The sequence below is a fragment of the Streptomyces sp. NPDC051214 genome (genome assembly GCF_040682375.1).
GTDB lineage: Bacteria > Actinomycetota > Actinomycetes > Streptomycetales > Streptomycetaceae > Streptomyces.
Window position 1 is genome coordinate 434,813 of record NZ_JBFBAT010000001.1, and the last position, 11,455, is coordinate 446,267.

10 protein-coding genes are annotated in these 11,455 nt (G+C 70.8%); 2 read left to right on the forward strand and 8 right to left on the reverse strand.

Annotated elements, in window-relative coordinates; genetic code table 11:
- Positions 1 to 9 precede the first annotated feature (9 nt).
- The 7 genes from AB0M70_RS02040 to AB0M70_RS02070 all read right to left on the reverse strand — a co-directional run bounded on the left by AB0M70_RS02040 (position 10) and on the right by AB0M70_RS02070 (position 7,097).
- Positions 10 to 795, reverse strand: a complete 786-nt coding sequence (locus AB0M70_RS02040) for an ABC transporter substrate-binding protein (protein WP_365815325.1) — start codon at positions 793 to 795, stop codon at positions 10 to 12.
- Between the two features lie 260 nt (positions 796 to 1,055).
- Entirely contained in the window at positions 1,056 to 1,976 is a 921-nt protein-coding gene (locus AB0M70_RS02045; protein ID WP_365815327.1) for a LysR substrate-binding domain-containing protein, read from the reverse strand.
- Between the two features lie 64 nt (positions 1,977 to 2,040).
- Positions 2,041 to 3,438 carry an MFS transporter gene (locus tag AB0M70_RS02050; RefSeq protein ID WP_365815329.1) on the reverse strand — a complete coding sequence of 466 codons (1,398 nt, stop codon included), beginning with the start codon at positions 3,436 to 3,438 and terminating at the stop codon, positions 2,041 to 2,043.
- A gap of 30 nt (positions 3,439 to 3,468) precedes the next feature.
- Complete coding sequence (locus AB0M70_RS02055) at positions 3,469 to 4,641, reverse strand: M20 family metallopeptidase (RefSeq protein WP_365815331.1); 1,173 nt, start codon at positions 4,639 to 4,641, stop codon at positions 3,469 to 3,471.
- Positions 4,641 to 5,315: a DUF1028 domain-containing protein gene (locus AB0M70_RS02060; RefSeq protein ID WP_365815333.1), complete on the reverse strand. Its 675-nt coding sequence runs from the start codon at positions 5,313 to 5,315 to the stop codon at positions 4,641 to 4,643. The genes AB0M70_RS02055 and AB0M70_RS02060 overlap by 1 nt, the downstream gene beginning before the upstream one ends.
- Complete coding sequence (locus tag AB0M70_RS02065; protein ID WP_365815335.1) at positions 5,312 to 5,800, reverse strand: RidA family protein; 489 nt, start codon at positions 5,798 to 5,800, stop codon at positions 5,312 to 5,314. Before AB0M70_RS02065 ends, AB0M70_RS02060 begins: the two co-directional genes overlap by 4 nt.
- Positions 5,801 to 5,810: 10 nt before the next feature.
- The gene (locus AB0M70_RS02070; protein ID WP_365815337.1) at positions 5,811 to 7,097 is read right to left on the reverse strand and encodes an NAD(P)/FAD-dependent oxidoreductase; all 1,287 of its coding nucleotides are present in this window, start codon (positions 7,095 to 7,097) and stop codon (positions 5,811 to 5,813) included.
- 204 nt (positions 7,098 to 7,301) lie between these two features.
- On the opposite strand from AB0M70_RS02070, the gene AB0M70_RS02075 reads away from it, so the two are divergent.
- Together AB0M70_RS02075 and AB0M70_RS02080 are read left to right on the forward strand one after the other, a co-directional pair.
- On the forward strand, positions 7,302 to 7,781 hold the full coding sequence (locus AB0M70_RS02075) for a MarR family transcriptional regulator (RefSeq protein WP_365815339.1): 480 nt from the start codon (positions 7,302 to 7,304) through the stop codon (positions 7,779 to 7,781).
- A gap of 120 nt (positions 7,782 to 7,901) precedes the next feature.
- Positions 7,902 to 9,491: an MFS transporter gene (locus AB0M70_RS02080; protein WP_365815341.1), complete on the forward strand. Its 1,590-nt coding sequence runs from the start codon at positions 7,902 to 7,904 to the stop codon at positions 9,489 to 9,491.
- Positions 9,492 to 9,565: 74 nt separating this feature from the next.
- Here AB0M70_RS02080 and AB0M70_RS02085 read toward each other — a convergent pair whose 3' ends face one another.
- Positions 9,566 to 11,446 carry an ABC transporter ATP-binding protein gene (locus AB0M70_RS02085; RefSeq protein WP_365815343.1) on the reverse strand — a complete coding sequence of 627 codons (1,881 nt, stop codon included), beginning with the start codon at positions 11,444 to 11,446 and terminating at the stop codon, positions 9,566 to 9,568.
- Positions 11,447 to 11,455: the final 9 nt, after the last annotated feature.

Genomic DNA, 11,455 nt, shown 5'->3' on the forward strand with positions numbered 1-11,455 from the left:
TGCGCGAGGTCAGCTCTGCGGTGTGGTGCCGAACCACTTCTTGTAGATCTTGTCGTAACTGCCGTCGCTGCGCGCTTCCTTGAGGACTTTGTTGACCTTCGTGCGCAGGGAGTCGTTGCCCGTGCGGAAGCCGATTCCGTACTTCTCACCGGTGTCGAACTCCGCGGTCACCTCGGTGTCCGGGTTGTCCTTGATGTATTCGAAGAGCACGCCGTTGTCGTTGATGCCCGCGTCGACCTTGCCGGCCTTGACCGCCGTGAGCAGCAGGCCGACGTCCTCGTACTCCACGAGCTCGACGTCGAGGCCCTTGCTCTCCTTCTTGGCGTAGATGCCGCCGGTGGTGGCCTTCTGGTAGCCGAGCTTCTTGCCCTTGAGGTCCTCGAAGGTCTTGTAGGGCTGCCCTTTCTTGGTGATCAGCGCCTGGGTGGCGTTGAAGTAGGGGTCCGAGAAGTCCATGACCTTGTCGCGCTCGTCGGTGATCGTCATGCCTGCGGCGGCCAGGTCGCACTTGCGGATGTTGAAGTCCTGGCCGGTTTCGATGCCCTCGAAGGGTGTGTTGACGATCTCCTGCTCGACCTTGAGTTCCTTGGCGACCAGGTCGACCAGATCCACGTCGAAGCCGACGATCTTGCCGTCCTTCTTCGACTGGAACGGCGGATAGGGCAGATGCGTGCAGGTCTTGATCTTGCCGGACGAGACGAGCTTGATCCCCGACGCGCCCTTGTCGCCGTCGCTGTCGGACTTGGTACTGGTGCAGCCCGTCATCACGAGGCCGACCACTGCGGTCAGGGCCATGACAGCCACCGGGGAACGAACGGACTTCGGTCGACGAGCGGACACAGGACCTCCAGGGCAGGCTCGAACCAGGGCGCGAGCGAGATCAACAGCGCTGTGTGCTGCGCAAGCTGCGGTGCATCCTGCCACCGACCAGGGTTCTTGTCCCTCCCCCGGGATTGCGTATGGGTAACACACTCGATCTCCACCGCATCAACTTCCCTGCGTGAGCGCCCACTTACTCTGTGTCTGCTCCCCCATCGACGTCGAGGGGCGCGGGCTCACGCGGGTCGTGCGGCGATCTCCCGCAGCAGGTTCATCACCGCTCGGGCCCGGGCGGTCTGGGCCACGCCTCCCATGGAGACGATCTTGACTTCGAGCGGGGGGCCGCCGTCCCGGAGGCGCAGCTCGGCGACCTCGCCGCCGCCGTAGGTCTGGCTGGTCGACGGGCGCTGGTTGAGCACGGAGTAGCCGAGTCCGCGCGCCACCAGTGAGCGTACGGTCTCGTAACTGCGGGTGCGGTAGCGGACGTCGGGCGCGGTGCCGGTGGCGGCCACCAGTGCGTGGAAGTAGTCGCGGCTGTGCGGGAGGTCGAGCAGGACAAGGGGTTCGGCGGACAGCTCGGCCAGCTCCACGCTGCCCTGCCCGGCCAGCGGGTGGTCGGCCGCGACGATGACGTAGGCCGGGGCGCGGGCGATCGTCTCGCTGTGCAGGTCCGGTTCGGACGACAGACCCAGGCCGTAGGTGAGGGCGAAGTCGATGCGTCCCGCTGCCAGGGCCTGGACGAGCTGGTCCGTCTCCTCCTCCACCACGTCGATCTCTATGCCGGGATGACGCCGGGTGAACTCGCTGAACAGAGGCGGCAGGTAGTACGGGGCCAGGGTCACGAAGCAGCCGACGGCCACCGGACCGGAGAGGGTCTCACCGTCGCCCCGGGCTTCCCGGTGGACCTCACGGGCGCGCGCCAGCAGGTCCCGCGCCTGCTGTTGCAGCCGCTCCCCGGCGGGGGTCAGGGTCAGGCCCCGGCCCCGCCGCCGGATGAAGAGCTGCACCTGGAGATCCTGCTCCAGGTTGTGGACCGCGGCGGACACGGCCGACTGGGCGACGTGCAGCTCCGCCGACGCCTCGGTCATGGAGCCACGCTCGGCCGCCACGAGGAAGTAGCGCAGCTGAACGAGGGTGAAACCCAGCGGTGACGTCATACGAGACCCTTGTGCCCGGTGAACCGTGAACGGTGTGCGCAGCGACCCTATGCGGCGGCGACGGTCACACCCGCTCTGCCGCCGGCGCGTGGGACTCCGCGGGCGTACGGGAGACGTCCTCGGGAGAGACGTCCTCGGGGCGCAGCAGCGTGGTGCCGGCGGTCTCCTTCAGGGTCAGGGCGGCGATGAGGCCGCCCACGGCGAACACCATCAGGTACGGGCCGGGCACCAGGGTGCTGCCGGTCGCGGAGATGAGCACGGTCATCAGGTAGGGCACGGTCCCGGCGAACAGCGCCGCGGTGATGTTGTACGCGACGGAAAGACCGCTCTGACGCGTGCGGGTGGGGAAGATCTCCGCCGACCACACCGCGTAGGTGCCGAGGATCGCCGCCAGGATCACGCCGAGCACGAGCCCGGCCGCCCAGGTGCCCGCGAGTCCGGTCCGCATCAGGAGGAAGGCCGGGGTGGAGAGCACCAGCAGGGCCAGCGTCGCCCCGACGAACACCGGCTTGCGACCCACCCGGTCGGACAGCGCGCCGAACAGCGGCACGAGCACCAGGCCCATCAGCGAGATGGCCGTGGACAACAGGGCCGCGTTGCCGTCCGAGTGGCCCAGGTGGTCGGTCTCATAGGTGACGAGGTAGGTCAGCACCGCGTAGAAGGGGACGTGCATGGCCGCCATCAGCCCGGCTGCCTGCAGCAGTTCACGCTTGTGGGAGCGGAGCAGTTCCCTGGCGGGGCTGCTGGGCACGGTGCCGCCCGCTTCGAGGGCCCGGTACTCCGGGGTGTCCTCGATCTTGCTGCGGATGATGAAGCCGATGACGCCGAGGGGTGCGGCGATCAGGAAGGGGATGCGCCAGCCCCAGGCGGTGAGCTGGCTCTCGTCGAGCGTCGAGGACAGGACGAGGAAGACGAACGAACCGGCGAGGAAGCCGAGCAGGGAGCCGACCTCCAGCCAGCTCACGCCGAATCCGCGGCGGCGCCGTGGCGCGCTCTCGGCGAGGAAGCTCGCCGCGCTGCCGAACTCGCCGCCCGCGGCGAAGCCCTGGATCAGGCGAAGCACCACCAGGAGCACCGGGGCGGCGATGCCGATCGAGTCGTAGCCGGGAAGCAGGCCTATGGTCAGGGTCGCGCCCGACATCATGAAGATGACCAGGGACAGGGTGCGCTTGCGGCCGATCCGGTCGCCGAGCGGCCCGAAGACCAGGGCACCGATGGGCCGGATGCCGAACGAGACGGCGAACACGCCGAACACCGCGAGCAGTCCGGTCGTGCTGTCGCCGGCGGGGAAGAACACGGTGGCGACCGTGCCGGCGAGATAGGCGTAGGCGGCCCAGTCGAACCAGTGCACGAACACGCCCACGGCTCCCGCGGCGACGCTCCTGCGCAGTGCGACCGCGTCGGTGGCCGGCTCGGCCTCGGTCGTCGTGGCACTGCTTTCACGGCTTTCACGCGTGGGCATGCGCGCCTCCTGGGGAAAGATGTCGTGTCGTCAGGGTGAGAGCAGGTCGGTCGTCGGCGCGCCGCGGTCCACGCCGGTCCAGGCCAGCGCGACCGCGCCGTCGAGCAGGGCACGCTCGGCCGTCCCGCCCACGCAGAAGGCGGCGAACTCGTGCTGGTGGTTGGTGGCGGGCAGGGAGCCGATGCCGATGTACGGGTGGATGGCCGACACGACCTGCGAGACGTTGCCCATGTCGGTGGAGGCGCGGTTCATGCGCGCCGCCTGGCCGGGCGGCGCGAACTCCCGCCCCAGGGCGACGGCGTTGGCCCGGTAGTGCGCGAGGGCGGTCTCGTCCGTGCGGAACTCCGCGTAGGGCTTGCTCTCCGGCTCGATCACCAGGTCGCAGCCGGTGGCGAGGGCGCCTGCCTCGAAGGCCCGCATGACGCGCGGTTCGAGGTCGGCCAGTTCGGCGAGCGTCTCGGCCCTGACGTACCAGCGTCCGCTCGACCGTTCCGGGATGGCGTTCGGGGCGTCCCCGGCGTGCGTCACCACGCCGTGCACGCGTGCCGACCCCGGCAACTGCTGACGCAGCAGCCCGATGGCGACCTGGGCCACGGTGAAGGCGTCGGCCGCGTTGATCCCGGCCTCCGGGTAGGCGGCGGCGTGCGCGGACTTCCCGGTGTAGGACACCTTGGAATGGCTGACGGCGAACGGGCGCGCCTCGGCGACGTCGACCGGCGCCGGGTGCACCATCATCGCGAGGTCCACGCCGGTGAAGGCTCCCCGGTCGAGCATCTCGATCTTGCCGCCGCCGCCTTCCTCGGCCGGGGTGCCGTAGACCTCGACGGTGAGCCCGGCGTCGTCGGCGACGGCGGCAAGGCCCAGGGCCGCGCCGACCGCGCTCGCCGCGATGAGGTTGTGACCGCACGCGTGGCCCAGGCCGGGCAGCGCGTCGTACTCGGCGCACAGCGCGATCCGGACCGGACCGCTGCCGAACCGGGCGAGGAAGGCGGTGTTCAGGCCGAGGTAGGACGGGGTGACGTCGAATCCTGCGCGGTCCAGGAGTTCGGGCACCGCGGCGGCGGCCCGGTGTTCCTCCCAGGCGGTCTCCGGGTCGGCGTGCAGTCGCTCGGAGAGGCCGATGAGCTGCTCGGCGTGCCGGTCGACCGCGTGCCGCGCCGCCTCCTTCATCGTCCCCGTCGCGGAATTCCCGTTCGTCCCCATCACTCGTCTCCCGGTACGCCGTACGAGGGAGAGCCGGCGGGGTCGAGGCCGCGCCGCACGTAGTCGTCCCGCTGCGGCAGCCAGACGTCGAGCAGGTCACCGAGCCGGTCCAGGGGGTCGTCGGCCCAGTCCACCCGCAGGTCGGTGACCCGCCAGCCGACGTCCGCGACGACCGCCATCCCGGCGGAGTGCACCGGCCCTTCCTCGCCGCCGGCTGCGACGGCGGCCTTCATCGCGGCGAGCAGCCGCTCCTCCAACTCCCCCGTGGCGGCTGCGTACGCGTCGATGAGCACGTCGGGGATGTGGGCGCCGGACAGCATGTTGCCGGCCGCGACCGCGCCGTCCGCGGTGGCCGACGCGAAGGTGCCCAGAGTGTGCGGGCCGCTGAAGGCGACACCGGGGCCCGACCGGCCAAGGACGGTCAACTGCCGGTAGGCGATGGTCTTTTGGTTTTCTGCGGCGCCGGTGACGTCGGCCAGGGCGCGTTCGGCGTCGCCGTGCTCCGTCAGGCCCTCCAGAAGGTCGGTGCCGAGCAGGGGGTCGGTGATGTTCTGCGACGTCGCCGCGCCGACGCCGGGCCGCAGATGGACGACGCGGGCGGCGACGGCCGGACTCGACGAGCTGGCCGCGATGCCGAACCGCTCGCCGTCCCGGACCACCAGAGAGAACGTCATGCCCGCTCCCCCTCGGCCGGTACGGCCACCTCGGGAAGTACGGCGACGGCGTCGATCTCGCACAGCCACTCCGGCCGGGCGAGGGCGGACACCACCAGGCCGGTGGAGATCGGGTGAACGCCCTTGGTCCAGCGGCCCACCGTGCGGTAGACCGCCTCGCGGTAGCGCGGGTCGACCAGGTAGATGGTCAGCTTGACCAGGTGCTCCATCCGGCCGCCGGCCTCTTCGAGCAGCATCTTGATGTTCGCCATGGCCCGCTCGGCCTGCGCCTCTACGTCGCCGATGCCCACGGACTCGCTGGTGTCGAGGTCCTGGCCGATCTGGCCCCGTACGTACACCGTGTTGCCCGCGACGACGGCCTGGCAGAGGTCGTTGTCGAGGTTCTGCTCGGGATAGGTGTCGCGGGTGTTGAACGGACGGATGCGGGTGTGTCCGCCGGCGACGATCGGGGTCGTGGGCCGGGGGCCCTGGTGCGGGGAAGTCATCGTCTGCTCCTCAGGAGTTGGGGGTGGCCGGAGCTGCGGCGGCCCGGTCGGCGCGGGCGTAGGCGAGGTAGCCACGCCGGGTCGCGATGTGGTCGGCGACGTACCGGGCGTCGTGCCAGACACCCCAGATGAAGCTGGAGCCGCGGCGGGAGAGCCAGGGCAGGCCCAGGAAGTAGACGCCGGGCTCGCTGGAGACTCCGCGCCGCTGCTGCGGGCGGCCCTTCTCGTCGAAGGCGTCGACGTCGAGCCAGCCGTAGTCGGTGGCGAAGCCCGTCGCCCAGACGATCGAGGTCACGCCGGCCTCGGCCAGGTCCAGTTCGAGGCGGGGAGCGGTCACGCTCACCGGGTCCGGACCCAGGACGTGGGCCTGCGGCTCCTCGGGGAGGTCGAGACCGTTGCGCTCCACGTACTCGTCGGCCGCCCGGAGCAGGGCGAGGTACTTCTCGTCGCCGAGCGCGATGTTCTCGGCGAGGTCGGGTGCGAAGCGCAGGACGCCGTCCTCGCAGGACGCGGTCACCCCGAGCAGCTCGACACCGTCGGCGGCCAGGGCACGGAAGTCCACGGTGTGTCCGCCGCGCGCGCCGCTGACCGCGATGGTCACGTGCTCGGCGCCCTGCGGGGGCGTCTCGGCGTCCCAGAGTCCGAGCACACCGAGCCACCAGCAGAAGTCACGCCCGCGGTACTCACGCGGAGGGCGGTCGTGCGGGCCGACGGAGAGGAAGGTCCGGCGCCCGGAGCGGCGCAGTTCGTCGGCTATCTGCACCCCCGACGAGCCCGCCCCGACCACCAGGACCGCGCCTTCGGGAAGCTGGTCCGGGTTGCGGTAGCCGCTGGAGTGGATCTGCACGGGGACGGCGTCGTGCGGAACGATGGGCGGGAAGACGGGCCGCTGGAACGCCCCGGTCGCCACCACGACGAAGCGCGCGTCGATGGAACCCCGCGACGTCTCCACCCGGAAGCCCGGCCGGCCGATGTGCCGGCGCACGTCGGTCACCTCGACGCCGCAGCGCACCGGCGCGCCGATCTTCTCGGCGTACGCGGTGAAGTACTCCGCGACCTGCTCCTTCGAGGCGAAGCCGTCGGGGTCGACGTCGGTGAACTCGAGGCCGGGGAAACGGTCGTGCCACGCGGGCCCGTTCGCCACCAGGGAGTCCCATCGCTCCGAGCGCCACCGCTCGGCCACGCGGTGCCGCTCCAGCACGACGTGCGGCACTCCGTGGGCCCCGAGGTGCTCACTGGCCGCCACGCCCGCCTGGCCGGCTCCGACGACGACAACTTCGGTTTCTTCGCTCGGCACTTCATCCTCCGCTCAGACGGCAGTTCATCTCGGTGTCGCGTTGACGGTGCTGCCGTGCGAGACATCCTTGAACGCGCCACGAATCCTGTCCAACAGATGTTTCCGCTGTAGGTCATCGCTTTTTCAGATGCGGGCGCACAGGGGGATGCGAGGACAGAACAATGTCTTTGGACATACCTATGTCTGCAGAGGTACTCTCGCGTCGTGCCCGATTCCAGCGCGTCCGCCCAGGACCTCGACCGTGTGGCCTCCGCCCTCGCGTCGAGCCTGCCCGCGCTGAACCGTGCCCTCGACCGGCACGTCGGCCGCGACTTCGCGCGCCCCAAGCCCCCGGAGGCGCAGCTCGCGCTGCTGCGTCTGGTGGCGCAGGAAGAAGGCGTCACCGTCCGAGAGGCCGCCGACGCCCTGTTGATGCGGCCGAACAACGTCAGCGCCCTGGTCTCCCAGCTCACCGAGCAGGGGCTGCTTGAACGGCGGCAGGACGCGGACGACAAGCGGATCGCGCACCTGCATCTGACCTCCCGCGCCCGGCGCGAGCTGGCCGAGGTCCGGCGCCTCGAGGGCGAACACCTCGCGCGCGCCCTGCAGTTCCTCACCCAGGGCGAGCGCGATGCCCTGGGTTCGGCCCTGGGCGCGCTCAACTCACTGTCGCGTCAGCTGCACGCGGCGCCCTCGGCGGAGTAGACCCACACGCCCCCGGTACGGGGGTGTTCTCGGCCCGCGCCCGACGCCGCCGCCTGTGCGCTCACCCCTTCGTACCTCTCACCACAGCTTCGTACCTCTCACCACAGACAAGGCACCTTCATGCCGTCCACCACCGTGGATTCCTCACCCCTGCCCGTTTGCACTCCACCGGAGGCCGGCAGGCGCGCCAACCCCTGGCTGACGCTCGCCGCCGTGGCCTTCGGTCTCTTCATGGTTCAGCTCGACGCCTCCGTCGTCGCCATCGCGAACCCGGAGATCGGCCGCGCCCTCGACGCCTCCACCGCGGACCTCCAGTGGGTCACCAACGCCTACCTGCTCGCCCTGGCCGCCTCCCTCATCCTGGGCGGCAAGCTCGGCGACCGTTTCGGGCGCCGCACGTTCTACATGGCCGGCGTCGCCGGGTTCACGCTCGCCTCGGTCGCCATCGGCCTCTCCGGCTCCGTCGAGGGCGTCATCGCCTTCCGTGCCGTGCAGGGATTCTTCGGCGGCCTGCTGATGCCCAACACCCTGGGCCTGCTGCGCACCGCCTTCCCGCCGCGCAAGTTCGGTATGGCGGTGGGCATTTGGGCCATGGTCTCGGCGGTGTCGACCGCGCTGGGGCCGATCGTGGGCGGACTGCTCCTGGAGAACGTCTCCTGGGAGTCCGTCTTCTACATCAACGCCCCCATCGGCGTGATCGCCCTGGTGGTCAGCGCCGCCGTACTCCCGCGGAGCAAGAGCGAGGGCATGAACACCGCCGGGTCGCAGCGCTTCGACGTCCTCGGGGTCGTCCTGCTGGCCGTCGCGCTGCTGTGCGTGGTCTTCGGCGTCGTCAAGGGGGAGACCTGGGGCTGGGCGTCGGCGGGGACCCTGGGCTGCGTCGGCGTCGGCGTACTGCTCCTCGGGGCCTTCGGCTGGTACGAGAACCGCGTCTCGCATCCGCTGCTTCCGATGCGGCTCTTCCGCAGCCGGGCGCTGACCACCGGCACGGTCATCACCGCCCTGAACTTCTTCGTCATGCTCGGCGTGATCTTCTTCGTGATGCTGTACCTGCAGAACGTGCGCGGCTTCTCGCCGGTCGAGGCCGGGGTGCGCACCCTCCCGCTCAGCCTGGCCTCCCTGGTGGCCTCCCCGCTGGGTGCCGCGCTCACCGCGCGGTTCGGGCCACGCCTGACGATGCCGCTGGGCATGCTGCTCCAGGCCGGCGCCGCCTTCGGGATGCTGGCCTGGGACACCGGATCGTCGTACGCCACGATGTGGCCGCCGTTCATCGCGCTCGGCCTCGGCGTCGGCATGGTCCTTTCCGCGTCCTCCGACGCCATCGTCGGACAGGCACCCGTCCAGGACGCGGGCGTCGCCGGCGGGCTGCAGGCCACCGCCCTGCAGATCGGCGGCGCGCTCGGCACCTCCGTCCTCGTCTCGCTCATCAGCAGCCGGGTCGGCTCGACGCTGACCGGCGAACTGACGGCGGCGGGTGTCCCGGAGCCCCTGGCGACCGGGCTCCACAAGGCCGAGGACGCGGTGGCGATGGGTGCGGCCCCGGTCTCGCCCGACATGCCCGCGCAGTTGAGGTCGGCGGTCGTGGAGGGCAGCGGTCAGGCGTTCATGAACGGCGTGCACACTGCCGTGACCGTGACCGGGGTGCTGTGTCTGCTGGGCGCCGTGGGTGCGGCGGCCGGTCTGCGGCGCACTTCTGCCGCGCGGCACTAGGACCAGCGGCCCGCGCGAAAGGGCACCGGGCCAGAGGGGCGACTCCCTCTGGCCCGGCGCCCTTTCCGCGCGTTCTACGCCGCCACTTGCACCGGCTTGTGCGCGAACTGGGTGCGGTAGAGCTCCGCGTACCGGCCTTCCGCCGCGAGCAGTTCCTCGTGCGTCCCGCGCTCCACGATCCGCCCGGCCTCGACGACGAGGATCTGGTCGGCGGACCGCACCGTCGAGAGCCGGTGCGCGATGACGATGGCGGTGCGGCCCTCGAGCGCCTCGGCGAGCGCCTCCTGGACCGCGGCCTCCGAGGTGTTGTCCAGGTGCGCCGTGGCCTCGTCGAGGATGACCACCCGCTGCTGGGCGAGGAGCAGCCGGGCGATGGTCATGCGCTGGCGCTCGCCGCCGGAGAGCCGGTAGCCGCGCTCGCCGACCACGGTGTCGAGGCCGTCGGGCAGGGAGCGTACGAGGTCTTCGAGGCGGGCCCTGCGCAGGACGTCCCACAGGTCGTCCTCGGTGGCCTCGGGGCGGGCGAGCAGCAGGTTGGCGCGGACCGACTCGTGGAAGAGGTGGCCGTCCTGCGTGACCATGCCGAGCGTGCGGCGCATCGAGGCCGCGGAGAGGTCGCGGACGTCGACTCCGCCGATGCGCACGGCCCCGCCGTCCGTGTCGTACAGGCGGGGAAGCAGTTGCGCGATGGTCGACTTGCCCGCGCCGGACGAGCCGACGAGTGCGACGGTCTGGCCCGGCTCGGCGCGGAAGGAGAGGCCGTGCAGGACTTCTTCGCCGCCCCGGGTGTCGAGGGACGCGACCTCTTCGAGGGAGGCCAGGGAGACCTTGTCGGCGGACGGGTAGCCGAAGCGGACGTCGTCGAACTCCACCGCCACCGGGCCCGCGGGGACCTCACGGGCGTCCGGCTTCTCGTCGATCAGCGGCTTCAGGTCGAGGACCTCGAAGACCCGCTCGAAGCTGACGAGCGCGCTCATGACCTCGACCCGTGCTCCCGCCAGGGAGGTCAGCGGTGCGTAGAGGCGGGTCAGGAGCAGGGCCAGGGAGACGATCGCGCCTGCCTCCAGGGTGCCGTTCAGGGCGAAGTAGCCGCCGAGGCCGTAGACGAGGGCCAGCGCGAGGGCGGAGACCAGGGTGAGCGCGGTGATGAAGGTGGACTGCGCCATGGCCGTGCGGACACCGATGTCCCGCACCCGCCGGGCCCGCGTCGCGAACTCCTCCGACTCGGCGCCGGGCCGCCCGAAGAGCTTGATGAGGGTGGCGCCCGGGGCGGAGAAGCGCTCGGTCATGCGGGTGCCCATCGCCGCGTTGTGGTGGGCGGCCTCGCGCTGGAGCTTGGCCATCCGGGAGCCCATGCGGCGGGCGGGCACGATGAAGACGGGGAGCAGGACGAGCGCGAGGAGCGTGATCTGCCAGGAGAGCTTGAGCATGACGGCCAGGGTCAGGAGCAGCGTGACCACGTTGCCGACGACTCCGGAGAGCGTGTTGCTGAACGCGCGCTGGGCGCCGATCACGTCGTTGTTCAGGCGGCTGACGAGCGCGCCGGTGCGGGTGCGGGTGAAGAAGGCGACGGGCATGCGCTGGACGTGGTCGAAGACCGCCGTCCGCAGATCGAGGATGAGGCCCTCCCCCAGGTTCGCCGACAGCCAGCGGCCGAGCAGTCCGAAAGCGGCCTCGGCGACGGCGATGGCGGCGATGAGCAGGGCGTACCGGACGACCAGCGAGGAGTCTCCGTCCTTGACGATCACGTCCACGACGCTGCCCGCGAGGACGGGGGTCGCCACCGCGAGCAGTGCGGTGATGATGCTCAGGAGGACGAAGTAGACGATGCGGCGCTTGTGCGGACGGGCGAAGGTCCCGATGCGGCGCAGGGTGGCGCGGGCGAAGGGACGGCGGTCCTGCTCGGCGTGCATGACGCTCTGCAGCTGGGTCCAGGCTGTCGTTTCCATGCTCATGAGAAGAAC

Excerpts from the sequence above, each read along its gene's own strand:
- AB0M70_RS02085 (WP_365815343.1), bottom strand. The coding sequence starts at position 11,446 with ATGAGCATGGAAACGACAGCCTGGACCCAGCTGCAGAGCGTCATGCAC.
- AB0M70_RS02040 (WP_365815325.1), bottom strand. The coding sequence starts at position 795 with ATGGCCCTGACCGCAGTGGTCGGCCTCGTGATGACGGGCTGCACCAGT.
- AB0M70_RS02050 (WP_365815329.1), bottom strand. The coding sequence starts at position 3,438 with ATGCCCACGCGTGAAAGCCGTGAAAGCAGTGCCACGACGACCGAGGCC.
- AB0M70_RS02065 (WP_365815335.1), bottom strand. The coding sequence starts at position 5,800 with ATGACTTCCCCGCACCAGGGCCCCCGGCCCACGACCCCGATCGTCGCC.
- AB0M70_RS02080 (WP_365815341.1), top strand. The coding sequence starts at position 7,902 with ATGCCGTCCACCACCGTGGATTCCTCACCCCTGCCCGTTTGCACTCCA.
- AB0M70_RS02060 (WP_365815333.1), bottom strand. The coding sequence starts at position 5,315 with ATGACGTTCTCTCTGGTGGTCCGGGACGGCGAGCGGTTCGGCATCGCG.
- AB0M70_RS02055 (WP_365815331.1), bottom strand. The coding sequence starts at position 4,641 with ATGGGGACGAACGGGAATTCCGCGACGGGGACGATGAAGGAGGCGGCG.
- AB0M70_RS02045 (WP_365815327.1), bottom strand. The coding sequence starts at position 1,976 with ATGACGTCACCGCTGGGTTTCACCCTCGTTCAGCTGCGCTACTTCCTC.